The organism is Pristimantibacillus sp. PTI5 (genome assembly GCF_048572955.1).
Lineage (GTDB): Bacteria > Bacillota > Bacilli > Paenibacillales > Paenibacillaceae > Pristimantibacillus.
The window spans coordinates 5,025,942-5,048,358 of record NZ_CP183886.1; the positions used below are offsets into that span (position 1 = coordinate 5,025,942).

The window sequence follows — 22,417 nt, forward strand, 5'->3', positions numbered from 1 at the left end:
TAAATCTGCTGCTGCACCTCTTTTTTGCTGCGCGGTTTATTTGATAAGCCCGGTACCTTCAATTTTGATGTCGGCAAGGACTTTAAATTTGATTACGGGATAAATAGCCTGCCACTGCTTCCAAGCGCCATTTCCCGGATGGGTAGCGCGGTAACGCAGTCCAAAACCGATTGGGTCAACTTTGGCCTTCTGGATTTTCTTTAGCAGGGCAACGCAGGTTTTTGCATATTCCCGATTTAAATCTCGTTCAATGGAAGCCCAGTTTGTCTCGTACAGCCCTCTCGGGGCTTCCTCGAATACAACCTTCATTTTAACATGCATTGTAACCGTATCTTCTCCGTCAACCTTGCCAATTTGAAATTTAGAATGCAATTCAGTAATCGCGACGACGAGATCCATTCCTTCGAACATGCCATGCATGGAGGATTTTTTGAAATCCTTGGCAAGCTGGTTGTACAGCTGGGATTCCGAAGGGGATAAAACGAGCTTCACTCTTTTTTTATTGAGTAGAGCCGTTCGATTGATGATGTAGCTCTCCTTGCTGTCCTTCTGAATAACGGGCATCAAGGGATCAAGTCCCTGTTCTGAAGCTCGCCTTGCAAAGTCGGACACGGATTCCACATAGGTATAGGACGATTCTGTACCATCTGCCCCAAAGCTTAGAAACAGCGTATTGCCTGGGTAACGCTCAGAGACGGGCATAACCTGAAGCAGAGTCTCGGCATCAGGCTTGCCAATCGCGATATCGGCTACGCTTTGAATATCTCTTCTTCTTGACAACCATTGCAGTAAATTTTGATAGTCTTGGCGCGCCAGCTTCTCGCCGATTAAAAAAACCTTGCAATGCCCGAAATCAAGCTCTTTGTCGACATAGGCCTTCAGCATGCGGACACCCTCCGCAACGCTTGCGGTATCAATCGTTTCAATTTGCACTTTGGATGCGCCCGGCTCGATCTTAGGCGAAGGCACGGCAAGCTGGAGCGTGAGACGATAAGGTTTTTTCTCGTTATCCGACAAGTCTATCCCTAATGCAACGACAAAGAATCGCTTATCGATATCCTTGAAGCCGCACCCGCCCAGCATGCAAATGGCCGTGATCGTCAGAGAGATTCGGATAATGAGTCTCATGCGGCTTTCGACCTCCTCCTGCTTAACACAAAAACCCATATGACAATGTATAACTCAACGAACATCCGAAAAATAAGCCAATAGGTAGTAATATACATGTTCATTTTCTCATTGGTCATGATGAGGTAGATCATCGTCAGCGACGCGAAAATGCCGACAATGACATAGTTGGATACCGGTGTTTTTGGGCTGTCGATTTCCGGCTTGCTGCCGGGAAAACAGCTCTTGATAAACTCCATCGCCTGATGCCATCCGGACATCGTATAAACGAGTGTTAAATTCAAATAAACGATTAGAAAAAGAAACAATACGCGTTCAATAAACCCGTACTGCATGAGCAGAGAGTCTGCGGTCAGGCTCCAGATGTATATGTATTGGTTAACGCCCTCTGTCCCATGAAAACCGATGGGAACAAAAAACGTAATCAGCATAATCACCGCCCCAAAAAACGGGTATATAAAACGGAATTTGAAACGAAAGTTCGGCGGGAACAGCCGATTGAATACCGAGAGATTGATATAACCCGTGAAAACAAAGGATGCTGCCGCAATGCAGGTTAGCGTAGGCATCGCGGTTACATAATTGGCCACGACATGAATGGCATCCCAATTGAGCTGCGTGCTTCGCGTCGCTTTAAACAATACAAATAAAATGACCGGAGCATTGACGATCAGGCCGATCTCTACGACGAACATAACCGTTAGCGTTGAGCGTGTGGCTGCATAACCGCAGGCAAGGATAAGCATCAATAAGATGATGATCGAGTTCGCATCGGGATTAAAGAAACGATTGATGAGCACGGCATAGGCAACCACAACAATCGTTGTCGCGAACCACCACATAATTCCAAAAAAAATCATGTTGATAAATACAAGCCACTTCGGACAATAGAGCTTTAAAATTTCAGGCAGACCCTTGCCGGGAAAACGGGCCATCGCGCTTGTATACAAGTAGACGAGTATCGTCCCTATAACGATGCCGATAAGCATGGACGATACTGCACCCGTATAACGGTATTGTATTAATATATGCGGAACGTACAGCATCAGATTTATGAAGCTGACGAGGATGAAGTTATAGAAAACATAACGGTTCACTTGATTTTCACCTGCCCTACATCGCCTTCCAACGGCCTTAATTTTCCAAAAATACGCATATACGGTTTACCAAAGCTTCGAAGATTGCAAAGATAGGTGATATAAATAAACATGCCAACGGCGACACCGGAAATACCGAAGAAAATCGAAATGCCAATTAGCGGATATTTCAAAAAACGGACGGCAAAGGAAAGCGAATTTACAGGGATAACAAAATTCGATATCGCCACCACCGAAGTAACGATAATCATAATGCTGCTCACCAGTCCTGCTTGCTGGGCAGCTTGTCCGAGGATAAGACCCCCTACGGTTGTTGCTGTGGAACCGATGTATCGCGGCAGGCGGATACTGGCTTCGATAAGCGTCTCGATCATGAAGAGCATGATAAACACTTCGATGAACGACGGGTAAGGAACAGCGGAACGGCTTCCGGCAATCGAGAAGGCGAGCTGCACGCGGAACAGCTCCGGATTGTAGGAGACGACCGAAATATAGAGTGCAGGCAGGGTAATCGTAAGCAAGATGGATGTATACCTTAGAAAGATCAGAAAACGTGTCATCCAATAAGCATCGTAATCATCCTCTACCGCATGCATGAAATCGAAGAAGGTTGCAGGCAAAATAATAGCAAACATATTCCCTTTCAAGAGAACGATAATTTTGCCTTGGGAAATCGCTTTGGTAATTCGGTCAGGACGTTCCGTAATCAAGACCGTAGGAAACAAATGCTTGCGTTTACCGATTAACAGCTTCTCGAGCTCGCCGGCGGCATGCAGCATTTCAACATTGATCGTCAATAATTTCGAACGGACGTTATCGAGCACGGTAGGGTCGACGCGGCGCTGATCAAACAAAGCGAATACAGGCGTTTTGGATAATGAACCGATGGTATGCTCTTCAACAGATAGGTCCGGAGAGGGATACATGCTGCGAATCAGGTTAAGAGAAATGTTTAGATCTTCGCTTAAAGCAAGCTGAGGCCCCTGAATGGCGCTCTCTACCTGCGTTTGCGGATTCTCAATGCTTATGATGCGAGAGGCATCGAAGGAGTAAATGATTTCATTTGATTCAATCAGCACATTGCCTCTTAGCATTAGCTCCTGCCATTTGGCGACATCATCGACTACGCGATATTCAGGATTCGTTTTCAGCTGGCTCTCAAAGGGGTAGAAATCTTTCGTAAACGGGACGATAATGAAATCGTTTATTTTATTTTCTTCGCATAGTGGTGCGATATAGGCGACTTCGATCGTCATTTCGCTGTTATGCAAGATTTCCAATTTAATATCGACGGCTTCTGCAAATAACAAGCGGATACGCTCATTCATTCCGGTTTCCCCCTTTCTTACATTTGCGAATCGTACAATGGACATATTGGATAAGCTTCCATAGTTTGTGTCAAACCCCAAAAATTATGCCTGGTGGAAACTGTTTTGCGAGGCGGTCGGAATTCAAGTACAATGAAGCAATCGAATTGATTTTTTTGGCTTAGGTTGTTAATGAAGGAGAGCACGAAAATGAAACCATGGTACGAACAGAGCTTCGGCTCCGACTATATGCTGGTCTATAAACATCGCGACTGGGAAAACGCCGCGAAAGAGGTTTACCAAATGATCTCCTTGCTGCAACTCTCCGAAGAAGCGCGGGTGCTCGACATCGGGTGCGGGATGGGGCGTCATGCGTTAGCACTCTCAAGCTTCGGCTATTCGGTAACCGGCATCGATTTATCGCCAAGCTTACTGGAGGAAGCCCGCCGCCATGACCTGCAGGGTGCCGTGAAATGGGAACTCGGCGATATGCGCGAGCTGCCTTTTGAAGCGTGCGCCTTCGATGCGACCGTCAATTTTTTTACCTCGTTCGGCTATTTCTCGAATGAAGACGACAATGTAAAAGTGCTTCGGAATATTCGCAGAGTATTGCGGCCGGACGGTTCGTTTCTTATCGATTTCCTAAATCCGGTTTATGTGGAACAAACCCTAGTGCCCCGATCGGAACGAAGGGATGAAGATACCGGGCTAGTGATCCAAGAGCTTCGGTCTATTGCAGACGGCTGGGTGCAGAAGGAAATTACCGTTTTCCATCCGCAGAGCAAAGAAGCGCCAAGGGAGTATTTGGAAAGGGTGAAATTGTACAAGCTGGAATGGTTTGAATCGCGGCTTGCTGACTGCGGGCTGTCTTTGGAGCAGCTGTATGGCAATTACGACGCGTCTCCCTACGAAGCTTCAAAATCTCCACGCATGATCATGGCGGGAAGGGCGATATAAAGATGGCTGATCAAAGGAAAGAAATACATATGCCGGAAATAGAAGCGGATGCTTCTTTGTATCTCACAGCCTTGCAGGAGGGCTGGCTTCAAGTCAAGGTCCCCGTGCCTTTCTCGTTGAAATGGGTAAACAGCTATCTGATTCCGGAAGTTGAAGGCTATACGCTAGTTGATCCGGGACTAAGAACGGACAACGCAATCAAGGTATGGGATGCCGTCATGAAGCGGCAGGGCTTGCAGTGGAGTAACATTAGAAGGATCGTTCTGACGCACCAGCATCCGGATCATTACGGACTCGCGGGATATGCGCAGGAGAAAAGCGGAGCAGAGGTCTATATGACCCGCAAGGCGCATGCTTATGCGGTTAGGCTTTGGGGAGACGGAAGCGATTTCTCTTGGCAGCTGCAGGCGCTGTATGAGAAGCATGGCATGCCGATCGAAGAAAGAGAGGCAATTGCGGAAAATTTGGAGACGTTTGTGGACATGGTATCTCCTCAGCCTGCGGTCACCTATTTCGAAGCGGGTGAGCCATTTCGGATGGGGGGATTAAGCTGGCTCTTAATCGATGCGCCCGGCCATGCTACCGGACAGCTGTGCTTCTATCAGCGGGAACGCAAATGGATGCTTTGCGGTGATCAGGTGCTGCCGCATATTACGCCAAATGTAAGTATCGTACCCGGTGAAGACGGCGACCCGCTCGAGCAATTTCTCCATAGCCTGGATGCGCTCAATAAGTTCGAGGTTACACTCGCCTTTCCGGGGCATCGCGATCCCTTTGCAGGCTTTAATGAAAGAATTACGGAGCTTCAGCAGCATCATGCCCGCCGACTCGACAAAATGGCGGCGATGCTCGCAGAAGAGCCCCGCACCGCCTATGGCATGTGCGAGGCTTTATTCGGAAGCCGTTTGAACGGCAATGCCCACCAGTTAAGATTTGCGATGTCGGAGACGCTTGCGCACTTGGTTTATCTGGAACGAAAGGCTCGTATTGCATCGTCTGATCATGCGGGCATCTGTTATTTTTCCGCCGTCAAAGGCTAACTGTCACGGAATTCCTGCGGCGTAATACCATAGCGGTCTTTGAATACTTTGATAAAATAGCTCGTTTTCAAATAGCCGACCTTGGCGGCTATTTCGTAAATTTTTTCCGAAGTGGTGCGGAGCATATGCGCGGCGGTTTCCATTTTCAATCTGGAAATGTATTCGCTTATGCCCTCGCCCGTTTCCAACTTGTAAATTTTCGACAAGTAGGAAGGATTCAAGAAGACGTGAGAGGCAATCGTCTGCAGCGATGCTTCCTCCAGATGGCTGGATACGTATTCTTGCACCTTCTGGACGGTGCTGGAGCGGGAGTGCTGAACTCTGCTGCTCATATGGCTTCTATAGGCCTCGAGCACCGAAGCCGTCCACGTTTGAAGCTGCTTTATCGTATGAAAGTGGGGACCGCTCAGCAGCTGGTTGAATTCCGCCCCCATGATATCGGCCATCCAAAGCTTGTTTTTGTGGATCGAGAAGCTTAGGGAGCTGACGACCATAAAATACGTTTCCAAAATATGCTCATGCGATTCGCCCCATTTTTGCTCCAGCTCCTCGAAAACCAGCTTCAGCTTCTCATCAATCGTCTCCCATTGACCGGCCTCCAGCAAATGAATCAGCAGCGGCGGATTATACAAATGAGAGAGGGAATTGGCCTCTCCATGCTGTGGCTCCTCTGTCAGCGTCAATAAGAAACCTCGTTCACTGCCGATGCGCTGCCTAAAGTTAATGAGCGAGAAATCGTAGGTTTCGCGCATTTCATTCGGGAAGGAATCCTGTTTCGTAAGCACAAGCGAGATGGTCCCCTTTAAGTAAAGCTGCACATAGTGCTGAAGCTGCGCCGCTTTTTGCTCGATCAAATGAAGCAGCGAGGATTGATCCGGACGGTTGTCCGTTTTGCTCATGATAGCAAAAACAAAATACCCGTGCTCGTCCTTCGTATGCCAAAGCTTATATTCATCAGAGAAGATCTCTTCCGCGATATTGCAAACCGCATACTCAAGCAAAGAGCTGTCACGGTCGGTTTGCTCGTAAAAATAGTCTTCCATCCGGAGCAGCATCAAGCAATACGGAGAATGCAGCTTAAAGGAAAGGTCCAGCATCTCGAGCTTCTCTGCCAGCGTCTCTTCTCCGTAGGCTTGGCCTTGAAGAAGCGAGAGCAGCAGATGGTTCCGCAAAATAGGTAAATTATCTTTCAGGGAGGTTAGCGCGCTCTGATACGAGCTGATCGCCTTCCAGTGCTCCTCTAGCTGCAGCACGGCCTTCTTAACCGCTTGCAGCAGCTCTTCATCCTCGGCGGGCTTTAGCAAATAGTCGTTTGCTTGATGCTGCAGCGCTTTTTTGGCATATTCAAAATCATTGTAGCCCGATAACAATATACATTTCACATTGCTCCATGCTGCCCGTATCTGTTCGATTAGATCGAGCCCGGAGAGGCCGGGCATATGAATATCCGTGATGACGATATCGATGGGCGTCGCGTTCATAATTTCCAGGGCTCCGGCTCCGGAATGGGCTTGATATACGGAATCGATACCGACGGTTTGCCAAGGCAAATTGCAGGCTAAATCCTCTACCAGATCCGGTTGATCGTCAACGATTAATAATTGGTACATGGTCAACAGCTCCTATAGTTCTATCTAGACGGAATAGTTTTCGTGCGGCCAAGACAGGTATACGGCTACGCCGCCCTCTTCGCGTATGCGGAAGGTGATGGAGGCTTCCTGGCCGAATTGGAAGAGCATGCGCTGCCTAATATTCCAAAGCGCGCAGCCGCTCGTATCATCAGGCGGATTCATAATCTTTTTCTCCAGCTTGCGAAGTGTTTCCTCGGTCATTCCGATGCCGTTATCCTCCACGATAATCGTATGGTAACGGTCATCGCTTTCGCCGGAAATGGTAATGAGACCGTCCCCGTCAAACCTTTCGATTCCATGCAGCACCGCATTTTCTACGATAGGCTGAAGCAGCAGCCGCGGCAGCTCGGTCTCCAGTATGGACTCGGGCACTTGGATACGGTAAGAAAGATGCTGGATATGGAACTGCTGGATCTCCAAATAGCTTTCGACCAGCTGCAGCTCCTCCTTCAAGGAAGCCGTAAGCTTCTCGACCCTCGTCGTATAACGGTAATAAGTCGAGAGATGCATGGCCAGCTTCATAACCGATTCTTTCTTATCAAGCCTAGCCAGACTGCGGATGAGCGCAAAGCAATTGTATAAAAAATGCGGATTGATTTGGGATTGCAGCTGCTTTACATTGGCTTCGCGCCGGCGCAGCTCCTCGACATAAACCTTCTGAATGAGCTGCTCGGTATTGGCGGCCATATCATTAAACCGCTGAAACAAGTAGGTAAATTCATTTTTCGGATTCGCGTTTATCCGGGTAGAATAATTGCCCTCTTGAAGACGCTTGACGCTTCGGATCAGTAAGCCGATCGGCCGCTGAACGTTCCGGTACAGCAAATAACCGGCGAGTAAACTCATAATAAGCAGCAAACCTACGGAGCCGTAAAATAGATTTTGGCTTTTTACGATGGGCTTCAAAATATCCGCGAGCGGAACGTAATCAACTAAATACCAGTCCAGTGTTTTCACATGGGCGGAGGTAACGAGAAAATCGTTGCCGTTAATCGTGACGATTTGATTGGACGCTTCCTGGACGGTCGCTTTTTCAAGGAGTACCTTGATGTATTCGGTCATTTCCTTATCGGCCGTACGATTCTTAATCATGCGTCCATCGGAATGAACAAGGAAGGGATCTCCTTTTCCCGCGAGCTTGAACGTATCCAAATCCTTGATTAAATGCTCCTCCGGGAAGGAGATTTCCACGATGATCCCCGCTTTATCCAGATCGGTCTCCAGCCTCTTTGGCTTGACGATATGGCGTACGAAGCGGTTTTGTTTCATGCTTTGAATCGTCATTTCCTCGTATTTCCAGTTCGGCGTAAATATTTTCTTAATCGACTCCAGATCATAGGAAAGATAGGTATTGGTGGATACGAGCTGCCGGCTGGCAGGCGCCGTAATGCTGTACTGCGTATCCCAGCGCTGGGCAACGTTAAGCAGCCGCAGCCGCTCGAGAATGCGCAGCTTCTCGTCATTGCGCAGGTATGCGTTTTCAATAAGATGCAGGTTTTGCAGCTGCTGAATATGGATATCTTCGCTCAGCAAAAAGCCAAGCGTAGACAGCGTCGTAACGCTTTTATCGATTTCGCTTGCGAGAAACGTAATATCCTTCTGTTTCAACGATTTCATTTCTTCTTTAATGACGCCGATGCTTGTCCTTATAGAAAGCGTATACAAAAGGATGATCGGAATGAGTAAAAGGATGAGTAAGCTAATGATTTTGGTAAAAGTGTTTTCGCGTAAACGCATGCTGGGGCCCTCTCTTTTTGTGAAAATAACGGTACATAAGTCTACAAAGTGGCATGCTTCCAAAGATCGTGGTCTATAGAACAGGAGAGACTGCTGATAAAATTAATCATACAGGAGAGATGATAAAACACAAATCAAATTTTGTTTGGAAAGGGGCAGAACAGTGGAAAGTGCGCTAAACAAACCGCTGCAGCAAGAAAAGGGACCAGAGCAAAAGAAGGAAAAAAGAGCGAGAGAAATATTTAGCCGCACTTGGCCCTTGCATCTCATGCTGCTTCCGGCAGCGATCATTACTTTTATATTTGCTTACGTGCCTATGAGCGGGCTGATCATGGCCTTTCAGGATTTCAAGCCATATGACGGTATCTTTCATTCCAAGCTGGTCGGACTGGAGCATTTTCGTTTCATGTTCGAATATCCGGACAGCAAGCAGGTTATTTTGAACACGTTAATCATTTCAGGCCTCAAAATCGTATTCGGCCTCGTGGTGCCGTTTACGTTCGCGATTTTATTGAATGAGGTCCGTAAAATGCTGTTCAAGCGGGTTGTCCAAACGCTCGTCTATCTGCCGCATTTTATCTCATGGGTGATTCTAGGCGCGATCCTTACGGACATGCTCGGCAGCAAAGGCATCGTCAATCAACTGCTGAACGGACTCGGCATGGAGTCGGTATTCTGGCTTGGCGAAGGCAATTGGTTCCGCTTCACGGTCGTCGTCAGTGACATTTGGCAAAACTTCGGTTTCAATACGATCGTGTTTCTAGCCGCTTTGTCGGGCGTGAATCCTTCCCTTTACGAAGCGGCGGAAGTAGACGGGGCGACGCGCTGGAAGCAGACTATGCACATTACCGTTCCAGCGATGATTCCGATTGCGGTCGTTGTAGGCACGCTGTCGCTCGGCAATATTTTGAACGGCGGCTTCGATCAAATCTTTAACCTCTACAATGCGCTCGTTTACGATAAAGGCGATATCATCGATACGTTCGTGTACCGAACGGCGATCTTGAATGGGCAATACAGCTTCGGTACGGCGGTCGGATTGTTCAAATCCGTTATCGGCTTGGTTATGATCGTGTTCTCGTACCGGATGGCATACAAGTACGCGGGTTACAGAATTTTCTAGAGAACGGAGGAAGGTGAGAGAGCATGTACCACAAAACATCAGGCTATAAGGTATTTTCGATTTTCAATTATGTATTGCTTGCTATCATTTGCGTATCCTGCATCATCCCGCTCGTCCATATCCTTGCGGTGAGCTTGAGCGCAAGCTCGCCGGCTAACGCGAATCTGGTTAAGCTCTGGCCGGTCGGTTTCAACTTTGATGCCTATGCCAAAACGCTGAATAACGATAATTTTCATAATGCGCTGCTCGTTGGGCTTGAACGGACCGCACTCGGTACGATCGTTGGCATGTTGCTTATGATTTTGGCAGGCTATGCGTTGTCCAAGGATGGACGGATATTTAAGAGCCGTTCCTTCTATACTTGGTATTTCCTCTTTACGATGCTCTTCAGCGGTGGTATTGTTCCTTCGTACATGCTCATTCGCAATTTGGATTTAATGAACTCGATCTGGGCGCTCGTTCTTCCAGGTGCGATTAACGTCTTTAATATGGTATTGCTCATGAACTTCTTCCGGGCAGTGCCCAAGGAGCTGGAGGAAGCCTCATTAATCGACGGGGCAGGCCAGTTCCGGACGCTTTGGAGCATTTTCTTGCCGATATCCATGCCGGCACTTGCCACCATATCCTTATTTACGATGGTTACGCATTGGAATTCATGGTTCGATGGCTTGCTTTATATTACGGATTACAGAAAATATCCATTATCGACCTTTTTGCAAACCATTATCGTGCAGCAGGATTTCAATAAAATAAATCCGGATGTCAATGAGCTGAAGCATATCTCGCAGCGCACGGTGAAGTCCGCGCAAATCTTTATAGGCACGCTGCCGATCCTGCTTGTATACCCGTTTTTACAGCGTTATTTCGTAAAAGGCATCATCTTGGGAGCCGTAAAGGAATAGCGCAAGAAAAAGGCATCAATAACAAAATTGTGGTCTATCGGCGCCACAAAGCGAGCGGTATATTGTTTGCAAGCAATATATTATATATCGCAAAGAATAACAAAATATAAATTACGGGGGTAAAGGCATGAAGAAGTGGCTATCGGTCTTATTGGTACTATCATTTATGATCGCGATTGCAGCATGTTCAGGAAATAACAATCCAGGCAATGAACCTGCTCAAACGGAAGAGGGCAATGCAGCTGAATTTGTGGACGGCAAGTATACAACACCGGTTACGTTATCGACCGTATGGGGACTGAACTACACGTCGATCTTTAAAGAAGGCGAAACGATTGAAGATAACGTTCATACTCGTGTTATCAAAGAGAGACTTGGTATCGAAATCAAATACAACTGGGTCGTAACGGACACGAATGACGCTTACAAAACGAAGCTGCGCCTAATGATATCCTCGGGCGAAGAAATGCCTGATATCGTTTCATTCCGCGGCGACTTGGAAACGGTAAACATGCTGATCGACTCCGGACAATTTATGCCGGTAGGCGATTTAGTCGACAAATATGCGAATGATACTTACAAAGCGGGCTTGGAACTTGATCCGACCATTTGGCTGCCGATCAGCCGGGGCGAGGACAAAATGGCATTGCCGATTCTAGATTACGCTTACAATGGAGACAAAGTGATGTGGATTCGTGAGGATTGGCTGGCCAAGCTTAACCTTAAGGCTCCAACAACGCTTGCAGAAATGGAAACCGTAATGGAGGCATTTGTTAAGAATGACCCGGACGACGACGGAAAAGCGAATACACTCGGCCTTGCGACCGGCTTCAAAAACGGATTCTCGAACTGGATGACAGATATCGGATTTGTATTTGGCGCTCACGGCACAATGCCAAACCAATGGAATTTGACGGCAGACGGAACGCTAGAGCATGGCTCCATCAATCCGGCAGCCAAAGCTGCACTGTCCAAATTGAAGGAATGGCTGGACAAAGGCTACATTTCGCAGGACTCTGCGTTGCTTGACGAAACAACGGGTGCCGAGCTGTTTACCAAAGGCGAAGCGGGCATTACATTTGGACCGAACTGGCTTCCAGCATGGCCGTTCCCAGATCTTCTGAACAATGTTCCTACGGCAAAATACAAAGCTTATCCGATTCCAAGCGGTCCTGACAGCAAAATCGGTTCCGCAGGCGGCAACCCGCCAACTAACGGTTATGTTTTCATAAACAAAAACGCAAAAAATCCAGAAGCGATTGTGCATTACTATAACTGGTTCTTCGATAATACGGCGAACCCGCAGCCGGGCAGCGAGTTTGAGAAGGGCTTCGCAGAAGGGTATGATTACGCGACACTTCCTGATGGCTCGATCACAGCAGATATCGCGAAATATCCGGATCTATTTCCGGGCTTGAAGGATCAAACAGCACCGCCGTTATATTACACCCTTACTTATGAAGGTGCTCGTATCCCGACATTATATGCAGAAACACATGTTAAGCTTGCTGGCGGCGCAGAGCCGGTTACTCCTTACGAGAAACAAGAATTTAACACGCGACTTAAAGAAAACACGGACGCAATGAAGGTTGTTATGGACCAAAACTCGATTCGCATGAAAAACTATTATATGGGTCCATTGACTGAAACGATGCAAAGTAAAAACGAGCTTCTTAACAAGCTGCTAAACGAAACATTCAACAAAATCATATACGGTCAGCAGCCTGTAGATTCGTTCGATACGATGGTAGAAAACTGGAAAAAATCAGGCGGCGAGCAAATTACGAAGGAAGTCAACGATTGGTATAATAGCGTGAAATAATGTAAGGACACAACCAAGAGAGGCTGCTTGTGAAAGCGGCCAAACACAATTGACCGAGCGAACAGCCTGTCACGTTGCAGTTTCATCATTGAGCTGTAAGGTGCAGGCTGTTTTTTTGAAAAGAGAAGTAAGCGTTGTTATTATTTTTATTCACAAGGAAAGGAAGTAGAAAACGCATGAAAAAGAGGTTCATCTCGATTATTTGGTCATCATGCTGCTGACAAGCAGCATACCGGCAGTGAGCGCTGAAGTGTCAGTGGCCAGTGAGCCGGAGGCCCACTGAGGAGAGAAGTCGCTGCTTCAAGCTGCAATCCACGGCAGGCGACCAGCTGCCTGACTTTACGGACCGGGATCAGGTACAAACTTACGCCAAAGCACTCTTGAGCAGCTATTAGCCGGCGGATACATAACAGGGTATCCGGATCAGACGCTGTGTCCGGGAATGCCGATCACGCGCGTAGAGGCGGTAACTCTTCTTGACCGATTAGCGGCTGAAGTTTTTAACGAATGTCGAAGTAAAGGGCATGATTCACATCAATGGAGGCGGCGCTAACAGCATCCATTTTATGAAATCGAAGCTGAATAAGCTGGTTGTGGATAGATCGGATGGGAAAGTGCTTGCTAGGCAATGTTGTAAATGAAGATTTAACGACTCCGGACGGCGAGCATACTATTTATATCGACAATGTTGCGATTCGGGAGGTCGCTGCCCCGCCGTTAGTTAAGGCGGATACGACTGGTAATAAAATCGGGCAGCCCCTGGAGCTTAGCTTCGAGGACTCGCCGGACTGGCGCTCCGCAATCTCCCAGCTTACGGTTGACGGCGTCGTTGCCGACTGTGGAAGCTCACGGTAGAAGCGGGTAAAATCAAGCTGGATATCACTCTGTTTCCTGCAATTAAAACTTATGCCATAGCGATATCCGCTTCCGGCTACGGCATCAGCGAAGTTCAGCAGCAGGTGAAGACGGCTGCCGCAAATGTCGCGCTTCACAAGACGGCGGCTGCTTCTACAGGCTCGCAGCCGGCGGCAAACACCATTGACCGAAACAGCAATACGAGATGGGAGTCGGCTCCGGCCTATCCGCAGTGGATTTCCATTGATTTGGGAGGGATATATAAGCTAGAGAGCGTTGTCTTGAACTGGGAGGGCGCATTCGGGAAAGCCTACAGGCTTCAAGTGTTGGTTACGGATAAAGGCTTGCCGCCTTACGGCCCTTCGCTTTATGAAATCGAGATTTACGAATAGCTGCTGTTTCTTGTATCGTTTTGGAAAGCAATAAATAAACAAGAGAGCGTATCCCGGCAGGTCATTTCCTGCAGGTGAGACACTCTCTTGTTTTTCTTTAGGAATAGGTATTGCTCATTATGAATTTATTGTTCTAATAATGATGATTTAATGAAGATTCCAAATATATATTGCGACATATATAAATATATGATACATATTAAATAACGGAAATGACTTCAACATGTGTGCTAATGATCTATTCCGTCATAACAGAGCAGAGGGAGACTGGATTATGGAGAGAGAATTGGCATTAGAGCTTGTAAGGGTTACGGAATTAGCGGCACTCGCATCCGCGCCGTGGATGGGAAGAGGCGATAAGAATAGCGCTGACGGAGCGGCAACGTCCGCCATGCGTTCGATGTTTGATTCCGTATCGATTCGCGGAACGGTCGTCATAGGCGAAGGGGAAATGGATGAAGCTCCTATGCTTTACATAGGAGAGGAGGTAGGCAGCTTGAACGGGCCGGAGGTCGACGTCGCGGTTGACCCGCTTGAAGGCACCGAGATCGTTGCGAAAGGGTTAAATAATGCGATGTCCGTACTTGCTGTGGCCGGCAAAGGCCAGCTTCTCCACGCGCCGGATATGTACATGGAGAAGCTGGCATTCGGACCTGCTCTCGTAGGCAAGCTTTCCATAACGGATCCGATGGATGTGACGCTTCGTAAAGCAGCGGATGGGCTAAATAAAAAAGTATCGGATTTAACGGTTATGATTTTGGACCGGACGCGTCATGAATCCATCGTTAAAGTGCTGCGCAAGGTAGGCGTACGCATCAAGTTTCTGTCCGATGGCGACGTTGCCGGCGCGATGGCTCCGGCTTTCCCGGAAGCGGGAATTGACTTGTACGTAGGCTCAGGCGGCGCCCCGGAAGGCGTAATTGCCGCTGCAGCGCTTAAATGTCTGGGCGGCGAGCTGCAAGCGCGATTGATGCCGGCCGACGGCAACGAGTACAATCGCTGCGTTCAAATGGGAATTGAAGATCCCTACCGCGTCCTTACGATGGAGGACATGATTGGCACGGGCGACGTTTACTTTGCGGCAACCGGCGTCACGCCGGGCGAGTTTTTGGGCGGGGTGCAGTATTTTCCGGACCAGCGGGCAGAGACGCATTCCATCGTGATGCGGGCCAAGACAAAAACCGTGCGTTTCGTGCGCGCTTTGCACTATTTGCCGAACAAATCGTTTCTAAACGGCAATAACTAAAGAAACAGGGCTGCTCTTAAAGGTCGCAATGACCGTTTGGGGGCAGCCCTTCTTTTATTGCAGTTAGTTCACGGTGATTTTCATGGCTGTTTCCTGAAGCTCTTGTGCCATCAGGGCAAGCGCTTGAGCGGATGCTTTGACCTCGTTCAAGGCAGCGACGCTTTCCGTTTTGGTAAGCGATTCGGACACGATGCTTTCCATTTGGTGAAGCGAACCGAAATCTGTTACAAGAAGGAAGTGTAGCTGTATGCCAAGGATTTAAAAAAGCTTCTGTAGTATGGAAAAAAGACCAGCCTGTCACGGAGACAAGCTGGTCTTATGGAATGAGTTCCGGGAGTGAAAAAAGAATCGTATTCGGCTGGAGACGGCTAATTGCCGCCAGGTATGAACTTTTTTAGCCAAGTGCCGAAGCTTGCCGGATTGCGGCTTTGGATCAGAACGACGCCTTCGCCGCGGAAGCGGCAGACAAGGCCTTCACCGCTTGTGATGCTGGACAGCCAGCCCTTCGAGGCTTTCTCGATCGTATAATTCATATAGCCCGGCCATGCAACCAAATGCCCGTTATCGATGATGACTTCTTCGCCGGCGCTCAGGTTCAGCGCATGAATCGCGCCATAGGAGGAGAGGAATACGGTGCCCCGTCCGCTGATTTCTACAATAAAGAAGCCTTCGCCGGACAGGAGTCCCCTGCCTAGGTTTTGCATTTTGGTATTGACTTCTATGCCGCTTGTTCCAGCCAAGAAACCGTCCTTTTGGACGTAAAGCTTGTACGAGCCGTCCAGCTCTATAGCCTCGATATCCCCGAGAGAGGGGGGAGCAAGGTGAACCTCACCTTGACCCCGAACCGCTTTCATCTCTTGAAAAAAGAACGTTTCTCCGCTCAGCATTCTTCCGAGTCCGCGCATAATTCCGCCGTCGGCTGTGCCCTTCAGGTCGATGCTCGGCGACATGGAAACCATGGCGCCCATTTCGGCTTTAACGCTTTCCCCCGGATTCAGCTTCACTTTCAGCATGGCAAAAGCGCCTTTATAAAAAATATCGTAATTCATGAATGAACCTCCTATAGGTTTTGCGAATGCAAAATCCTGCTTCGTAAGGATAGGCTTATAGGTTTTGCGAATGCAAAATCCTGCTTCGTAAACTCCGTTTAATCAAGCGGAGGCTGCGTAACGCCTTCTCGTTCCGCTTGTCTGCGGTGAGCGATCCGGCTTGCGGCCGATGCCGCGATCGCCCCGACGATATCATCCAGAAACGTATGGATTTCCCCGTCGCTTTTATCGTTCAGCTTCACCAGAATTCCCGGCTTCAGCTTATCGATGTATCCGAAATTCGTAAAGCCGATGCTTCCGTAGACGTTGACAATCGACAGAGCCAAAATTTCGTCGCAGCCATAAAGACTTTCGTCATGCTTGATCATATCCTGCAGCGGGGGCATCAGCTTGCCTTCCTCGGCGAGAATATCAAGCTGAATGCCAGTCAGAACGGCATTTTGAACCTCGCGCTTGGACAGAACGGCATTCACATGAACAATACAATCCTCAGGCGTCAAGTCAGGAAAATAATCCTTTTGCAAAAAATGCACGAGCTCGGCGATGGCCATTTTCGTTACTCCGCGTTTGATGAGCCATTCGTCTGTAGCCTCAGCCACTTTGCGGCTATTGAGGGTGTAAATTTCGGGATTGGACATGTTTTTGTTCCCCCTTAGGATTTTATGGACAAAACTGGTCTAAAACAGGGAAGGGCTCGTATACATAGTACTACAAATAAGGAGTTGTACAAAGCCGCCAGGCAAAACTCGATTAGGGAGGAAAGGTCAATATGATTCAAAAAAGATGGATTAGGGGTGCAGTTCTTTCAGGGGTTCTCGTTTTGCCGATTCTTACTTCAGGTTGCGGTTTGTTCTCGCAGGAGACAAGCCAATCTATCGATCCGCCTCAGATCGAGGTAAAGGATGGGACAGAAGGCGCCGAAACCGGACAGGCCGTAGTGGGGGAAGAAAATCAAATGACCGTGTACCTTGAAGACCGCAACGGTTACTTGGCTCCGATCTCAATACCAACGGTGCTGGGGGCCAATGAACAAGCCGGACAGAAGGCGCTCGAAATGATGGTGGAAAACGGTGCGTATGCCAGCCTGCTTCCCGAGGATTTCCGCGCGGTCATACCGCAGGGCACGCAGATTAAATCCTATAAGATCGATAAGGAACAAAAGCTTGCAACGGTCGAATTCTCGGAGCCGTTCAAAGATTACAACGTGCAGGACGAGCGTACGATCGTAGAGGCCATCACTTGGACGCTGACTGCCATGACCGGTATTGAAGGTGTTGAAATCTGGTACGAAGGCGCCAAGCTGCCGGAAATGCCGGTTGACGGTTATCCGTTGGATGAAACGCTGACACGCGCGGTAGGCATTAATATCGAAGCGGCAGAAGGCGTGAATTATGCGCAATCAACGCCTGTTACTCTTTATTTCTCTGCACAAACGTTAAATGACGAGCAATACTACGTACCGGTAACAAGACTTGTCGAGCGTTCGTCCTCTCCAGCGCAAGCGGCGCTTGAACAGCTTATCTCGGGTCCGCTTAACAAAAAAGAGCTGACCAGCGTTATCCTCCCGGATGTGCAAGTGAAGAACATCGTGCAGGAAGGCGATGTTGTGACGGTAGATTTGCAGGACGAGGCTTATCAGGAAGGGCAGAAGCTTCCGACTGAGATGCTTCAGGCGCTTGTTTTGTCCGTGACGGAAAATACGGGCGCATCGACCGTTCAAATCAAATTGAACGGGGAAGCGAATGTAGTTGACGAGGCGAACCAATCCTATAGCGAGCCGGTTGGCCGTCCGCATCACGTCAATGCCATCAAATCTTAATGAAATGACATAAACCCGAATAAAGAGGCTGTTCAAAAGCGAATGCTGATGAACAGCCTCTTTTGTGCTTCGCGCGGGTATGGGCGCCTGTGAGTTAACGGCCTGCAGCAGCAGTGTTTTCTTTTTCGGGCGCTGCGGATGCAATTCACAGGCTACTTTGTTAAAATAGGAAAGATTGTAGAATGGATCAAATTGTTTTCTAAATAATATGAAGCAGTGCTCAGGAGGAAATTAGTATGAGAAACGACGGTCGGCAACCGAACCAGCTTCGGCCGGTAACCATAACGACAGGTGTCAACAAATACGCAGAGGGCTCTGTCCTGATCGAGGTTGGGGAGACGAAGGTAATCTGCACCGCTAGCGTTGAAGACAGAGTTCCTCCCTTTATGAAAGGGCAGGGCAAAGGCTGGATCACCGCTGAGTATGCCATGCTGCCGCGGGCAACGCATTCGCGCAATATCCGCGAAGCGGCCAAGGGCAAACTGACCGGCCGGACAATGGAAATACAGCGGCTTATTGGGCGCGCTTTGCGCTCGGTCGTCGATCTGCAAGCGCTGGGCGAGCGGACGATTACGCTTGATTGCGACGTCATTCAAGCGGATGGAGGCACGCGCACGACATCGATTACGGGCGCTTTCATCGCGCTTTCCATTGCCATCAACAAAATCTCGGAGAAGGTCACATTCGCGAAATATCCCATTACTGATTTTCTAGCCTCGGTAAGCGTAGGCGTCATTCAGGAGAAAGCGCTGCTGGATCTGAATTACGAAGAAGATTCGAAGGCAAAGGTCGATATGAATGTCGTTATGACCGGAAACGGAAAGTTCGTCGAGGTGCAGGGAACGGGCGAGGATGCGCCGTTTTCACGGGATGAGCTTAATCAACTTCTTGCGCTGGGAGAAGAGGGCATTTCGGAGCTGATCAGCAAGCAGCGCGATGTGCTCGGGCCTTTGGCAGCCCGCATTGGAGGTTAACATCCGTGACAAAGCATTCCGTGCTCTCTCATGAGATTATCGTCGTGGCTACCAAAAATGCCGGCAAAGTGAAGGAGTTTGCGCATGCGCTCCAAAAGCTGGGCAAAGAAACCGCGAGTCTGTTGGATTATCCGCAAATTCCGGACATCGTAGAGGATGGCGAGACCTTTGCGGCAAATGCACGCATTAAAGCAAAAACGACGGGTGACGCGCTTGGCGTCCCCGTGCTCGCCGATGATTCGGGGCTGCGAGTTGCTGCGCTTGGCGGAGAGCCGGGCGTCTACTCCGCGCGTTATGCGGGCGAGGACGCGACGGACGAAGCAAATAATGAAAAACTGATTCGCGAGCTTAATCGCATGCATGTGAATCAGAAGCTGGAGGAGCTGGGCCGGCTGACTGACGGCTCGCTGCTGCTGAGCAAGGCGCAATTTGTGTGCGCGTTGGCGTTATATGATCCTGCAACCGGCTTATTCGTTGAGGCGGAAGGCACGGTGGACGGCGTTATTACGGAAAACCCGCATGGTACCGGCGGGTTCGGCTATGACCCGCTATTCTGGCTGCCAAGATTGAACCGGGGTATGGCCGAGCTGACAAAGGAAGAGAAGCAGCAGATCAGCCATCGTGGTGAAGCGCTTAGAAAGCTGCTTCCGCTGCTCGAGCAAGCGTAAGCCCATGAAAGCATAAAGTAACCCCATCCGCATTTAGCCGGTCGACCGGCGTCATGCAGATGGGGTTGCTTATTTTAATATATAAGAATTTCTAAGTTTTCACCTATAAATGTGCTTTTATATCTCCGCGAAACAAGCTTTTGCCGCCTAAGGACGGTGCAGCTGTTAACGCTTGTAACAAGTGAGCGGGGATGGGATGAATTCTTTTTAGCCAATGACGACTTTATACTGCTTCAGCCACAAATTCACTTGATATAAGTAGGCGAACAGCTGCGGGCCGGACATAAGCTGGCCGAACCACGGAATATTGGATTTCGCGGAATCCGATTCAGCGAGTTCCCTGACCTTATTCACGTTAATTAACGGAAGCAGAGGGGAGCTGGGATCGTTCAGCACGTCCAGCAGCAGTCCTTTGACCGCGGCCAAATAATTCGGATTATGCGTTTTAGGGTAGGGACTCTTTTTGCGGGTCAGGACGTCTTCCGGGAGAACGCCGCGCAGCGCTTTGCGCAAGATGCCTTTTTCCCTGTCGCCCGATGTCTTAATTTCCCATGGGATATTCCAGACGTATTCGACCAGCCGGTGATCGCAGAAAGGAACGCGTACCTCTAAACCGGCTGCCATGCTCATGCGGTCCTTACGGTCCAGCAGCGTCGGCATGAAGCGGGTAATATTCAAATAAGACATTTGACGCATTTTGCGGAGCTGCTCGCTTTCGCCGTCCAGATGAGGCACCTCGTTAACTGCCTGCGCGTAACGGTCTCCGATGTAATCAAGAGGCTTGATCCAAGCCGCCACGTCAGGGGCAAGCAGATCAGCGCGCATGGCCGAAGCCAGCGACCAAGGGAATGTATTTGCGCTTAGCGCCTCTTCGCGGTGGAACCAAGGATAACCGCCAAAGATTTCGTCGGCAGCCTCGCCGGAAATCGCTACTGTGGCATCTTTCTTGATTTCGTGGCAGAACAGCAGCAGAGAGGCATCAACATCGGCCATGCCGGGGAGATCGCGCGCGAAGGTAGCTGCTTTCAAGGCGCCGGCAAGCTCAGGCGTATCGAACTGGATCGGATGATGAATGGTACCTAGATGCGTGGTCATTCTCTCGATCCATGGCGCATCGCTGTTCGGCTGGAAGGCATGCGCTTGAAAATGCTTGTCGTTATCGGTGTAATCGACGGAATAGGTATGGACGTTTCCTTGCCCGTTTTCATTGTAATAGTTGACCGCAAGGGTCGTTAGCGCGCTGGAATCGAGTCCCCCGGACAAAAGGGTGCATACGGGAACGTCCGATACAAGCTGGCGCTCAACGGTATCCTTGAGCAGCTCGCGGACATGCTCTGCGGTTTCTTCGACGTTTTGCCCGTGCGGGCGGCTTTCCAACTGCCAGTACGTCACGGTCTTGACGCCCGAGTGATTTACCGTCATGCAGCGGCCGGGCCGAAGCTCGCTGATTTGTTTGTATACGCCATGGCCAGGCGTGCGCGCGGGACCGAGAATGAAGATTTCCGCAAGTCCTTCTGCGCCGACCTCCGGCTTCACGGCAGGATGCGCCAAAATACATTTTTGCTCCGATCCAAAAATAAACAAGCCGTCCTGCTCGCTATAAAATAATGGCTTTACGCCAAGCCGGTCACGCGCAAGGAACAGCTCCTGCTCGGCCACGTTCCAGATCGCAAACGCGAAAATTCCGTTAAACCGCTCCACGCAGGCCTTGCCCCATTCCATAAAAGCGACCAGCAGCACTTCCGTGTCGCAATTTGTCGTGAAAGCTCTGCCTCTGCTTTCCAGCTCCTTGCGTAGCTCCGGCGCGTTATACAATTCCCCGTTATAGACAACAACGTATTTGTCATCGCCGGTATGGCGTATCATCGGCTGTGCTCCGTTTTCAGGGTCAATGACGGATAAACGTCGATGGCCTAAAGCGCAATGCGCTGATATCCACGTACCGGAAGCGTCGGGACCGCGCGGTGCCAGGGTGTCAGTCATCTTCTCTAAGCTTTCGCTTTGCTTAGTCAGATCACGGTTCCAGTCGATCCAGCCCGTAATTCCACACATCGATCTCATTCCTCTCTTTTGCTGGTCTCAAAGTAGCGATAATACCGTTATATGCAGAAAAAAGGGATAAAATGTCTGTCCGACGGGGGATGCTAGGGATGTCTGTAAAAAGTTAAAGACCAGGAAGGAGCAAGCGATTTATGGTAGATAGCGAAGCTGGCGGAGAGGATCGCAAACGATATTACGTGTCCGTCCAGGCAGGGCAAATATTAGAGGATCCGCAGGCTGCGGCCTATGAGCTTGAAATAAGCATGAATGAGCAGGAGCATATCAAGCTGAGGGAGATGTTTGACGAGCTGTCCAGCATGGATGAGGCCGAAATGTTTCATTTTACCCACCATCCTTACGGAACGGCGAGCAACGGCGAAATGAATGCAGGCTACGACGAGCTCATCCAACGAATCTACAAACAGCTATACGAGTATGGCACGGACACGACAAAGCGGCATATCGAGTCGATGCAGCTGCTTTAGACATAGAAGAGGGGCAGCCGCCGCCTGATAGCAGTTTGCCCCTTTTGCATGTACGCGTCGGAGAGGCGAATAGCATAAGTCCTATTCTCTTCTATTAAAACGAAAAAAAAAATGATATACTTCTACAAAAAATAGTGGAGGTTCA

Annotated in this window: 21 protein-coding genes; 12 read left to right on the forward strand and 9 right to left on the reverse strand. The window is 49.2% G+C overall.

Annotated elements, in window-relative coordinates; all coding sequences use genetic code 11:
• Positions 1–36 precede the first annotated feature (36 nt).
• The 3 genes from ACN6MW_RS22460 to ACN6MW_RS22470 are packed head-to-tail and all read right to left on the reverse strand — an operon-like array spanning position 37 to position 3,553.
• The gene (locus tag ACN6MW_RS22460; RefSeq protein WP_419872140.1) at positions 37–1,128 is read right to left on the reverse strand and encodes a Ger(x)C family spore germination protein; all 1,092 of its coding nucleotides are present in this window, start codon (positions 1,126–1,128) and stop codon (positions 37–39) included.
• Entirely contained in the window at positions 1,125–2,225 is a 1,101-nt protein-coding gene (locus ACN6MW_RS22465) for a GerAB/ArcD/ProY family transporter (RefSeq protein ID WP_419872141.1), read from the reverse strand. The genes ACN6MW_RS22460 and ACN6MW_RS22465 overlap by 4 nt, the downstream gene beginning before the upstream one ends.
• On the reverse strand, positions 2,222–3,553 hold the full coding sequence (locus tag ACN6MW_RS22470; RefSeq protein ID WP_419872142.1) for a spore germination protein: 1,332 nt from the start codon (positions 3,551–3,553) through the stop codon (positions 2,222–2,224). Before ACN6MW_RS22470 ends, ACN6MW_RS22465 begins: the two co-directional genes overlap by 4 nt.
• Positions 3,554–3,742: 189 nt before the next feature.
• Between ACN6MW_RS22470 and ACN6MW_RS22475 the strand changes: the two genes are divergently transcribed.
• Entirely contained in the window at positions 3,743–4,489 is a 747-nt protein-coding gene (locus tag ACN6MW_RS22475; RefSeq protein WP_419872143.1) for a class I SAM-dependent methyltransferase, read from the forward strand.
• Between the two features lie 2 nt (positions 4,490–4,491).
• Positions 4,492–5,529 carry an MBL fold metallo-hydrolase gene (locus ACN6MW_RS22480; RefSeq protein ID WP_419872144.1) on the forward strand — a complete coding sequence of 346 codons (1,038 nt, stop codon included), beginning with the start codon at positions 4,492–4,494 and terminating at the stop codon, positions 5,527–5,529.
• Here ACN6MW_RS22480 and ACN6MW_RS22485 read toward each other — a convergent pair.
• Both ACN6MW_RS22485 and ACN6MW_RS22490 read right to left on the reverse strand, forming a co-directional pair.
• Positions 5,526–7,139: a response regulator gene (locus tag ACN6MW_RS22485; RefSeq protein ID WP_419872145.1), complete on the reverse strand. Its 1,614-nt coding sequence runs from the start codon at positions 7,137–7,139 to the stop codon at positions 5,526–5,528. The genes ACN6MW_RS22480 and ACN6MW_RS22485 overlap by 4 nt on opposite strands.
• A 24-nt stretch (positions 7,140–7,163) precedes the next feature.
• Positions 7,164–8,897 carry a sensor histidine kinase gene (locus tag ACN6MW_RS22490; RefSeq protein ID WP_419872146.1) on the reverse strand — a complete coding sequence of 578 codons (1,734 nt, stop codon included), beginning with the start codon at positions 8,895–8,897 and terminating at the stop codon, positions 7,164–7,166.
• 268 nt (positions 8,898–9,165) lie between these two features.
• Here ACN6MW_RS22490 and ACN6MW_RS22495 point away from each other — a divergent pair, with 268 nt between their 5' ends.
• The 6 genes from ACN6MW_RS22495 to glpX all read left to right on the forward strand — a co-directional run bounded on the left by ACN6MW_RS22495 (position 9,166) and on the right by glpX (position 15,237).
• On the forward strand, positions 9,166–10,020 hold the full coding sequence (locus ACN6MW_RS22495; protein ID WP_419876421.1) for an ABC transporter permease: 855 nt from the start codon (positions 9,166–9,168) through the stop codon (positions 10,018–10,020).
• 23 nt (positions 10,021–10,043) lie between these two features.
• Positions 10,044–10,922 (forward strand): carbohydrate ABC transporter permease, encoded by an 879-nt coding sequence (locus ACN6MW_RS22500; protein ID WP_419872147.1) that lies wholly within the window; start codon positions 10,044–10,046, stop codon positions 10,920–10,922.
• A gap of 127 nt (positions 10,923–11,049) precedes the next feature.
• Complete coding sequence (locus ACN6MW_RS22505) at positions 11,050–12,744, forward strand: ABC transporter substrate-binding protein (protein ID WP_419872148.1); 1,695 nt, start codon at positions 11,050–11,052, stop codon at positions 12,742–12,744.
• 606 nt (positions 12,745–13,350) lie between these two features.
• On the forward strand, positions 13,351–13,599 hold the full coding sequence (locus tag ACN6MW_RS22510) for a hemoblobin-interacting domain-containing protein (RefSeq protein ID WP_419872149.1): 249 nt from the start codon (positions 13,351–13,353) through the stop codon (positions 13,597–13,599).
• Between the two features lie 104 nt (positions 13,600–13,703).
• Positions 13,704–13,991, forward strand: a complete 288-nt coding sequence (locus tag ACN6MW_RS22515; RefSeq protein WP_419872150.1) for a discoidin domain-containing protein — start codon at positions 13,704–13,706, stop codon at positions 13,989–13,991.
• 274 nt (positions 13,992–14,265) lie between these two features.
• Complete coding sequence (gene glpX / locus ACN6MW_RS22520; protein ID WP_419872151.1) at positions 14,266–15,237, forward strand: class II fructose-bisphosphatase; 972 nt, start codon at positions 14,266–14,268, stop codon at positions 15,235–15,237.
• A 63-nt stretch (positions 15,238–15,300) separates the two neighbouring features.
• Here glpX and ACN6MW_RS22525 read toward each other — a convergent pair whose 3' ends face one another.
• From ACN6MW_RS22525 to ACN6MW_RS22535, 3 genes are all read right to left on the reverse strand, one after another.
• On the reverse strand, positions 15,301–15,438 hold the full coding sequence (locus ACN6MW_RS22525) for a hypothetical protein (protein ID WP_419872152.1): 138 nt from the start codon (positions 15,436–15,438) through the stop codon (positions 15,301–15,303).
• Positions 15,439–15,605: 167 nt separating this feature from the next.
• Complete coding sequence (locus ACN6MW_RS22530; RefSeq protein ID WP_308999644.1) at positions 15,606–16,286, reverse strand: TIGR00266 family protein; 681 nt, start codon at positions 16,284–16,286, stop codon at positions 15,606–15,608.
• A gap of 98 nt (positions 16,287–16,384) precedes the next feature.
• On the reverse strand, positions 16,385–16,924 hold the full coding sequence (locus tag ACN6MW_RS22535; protein ID WP_364143366.1) for a phosphatidylglycerophosphatase A: 540 nt from the start codon (positions 16,922–16,924) through the stop codon (positions 16,385–16,387).
• Between the two features lie 131 nt (positions 16,925–17,055).
• Here ACN6MW_RS22535 and ACN6MW_RS22540 point away from each other — a divergent pair, with 131 nt between their 5' ends.
• The 3 genes from ACN6MW_RS22540 (at position 17,056) to rdgB (ending at position 19,747) form a co-directional block, all read left to right on the forward strand.
• Positions 17,056–18,105: a GerMN domain-containing protein gene (locus ACN6MW_RS22540; RefSeq protein WP_419872153.1), complete on the forward strand. Its 1,050-nt coding sequence runs from the start codon at positions 17,056–17,058 to the stop codon at positions 18,103–18,105.
• A 236-nt stretch (positions 18,106–18,341) separates the two neighbouring features.
• The gene (gene rph, locus ACN6MW_RS22545; RefSeq protein ID WP_364143360.1) at positions 18,342–19,079 is read left to right on the forward strand and encodes a ribonuclease PH; all 738 of its coding nucleotides are present in this window, start codon (positions 18,342–18,344) and stop codon (positions 19,077–19,079) included.
• Between the two features lie 5 nt (positions 19,080–19,084).
• On the forward strand, positions 19,085–19,747 hold the full coding sequence (gene rdgB, locus ACN6MW_RS22550; RefSeq protein WP_419872154.1) for an RdgB/HAM1 family non-canonical purine NTP pyrophosphatase: 663 nt from the start codon (positions 19,085–19,087) through the stop codon (positions 19,745–19,747).
• A 207-nt stretch (positions 19,748–19,954) separates the two neighbouring features.
• Here the strand turns inward: rdgB and asnB are convergent, their stop codons facing one another.
• Positions 19,955–21,799: an asparagine synthase (glutamine-hydrolyzing) gene (gene asnB / locus ACN6MW_RS22555; protein WP_419872155.1), complete on the reverse strand. Its 1,845-nt coding sequence runs from the start codon at positions 21,797–21,799 to the stop codon at positions 19,955–19,957.
• Positions 21,800–21,939: 140 nt separating this feature from the next.
• Between asnB and ACN6MW_RS22560 the strand changes: the two genes are divergently transcribed.
• Positions 21,940–22,272: a hypothetical protein gene (locus ACN6MW_RS22560; RefSeq protein ID WP_419872156.1), complete on the forward strand. Its 333-nt coding sequence runs from the start codon at positions 21,940–21,942 to the stop codon at positions 22,270–22,272.
• Positions 22,273–22,417: the final 145 nt, after the last annotated feature.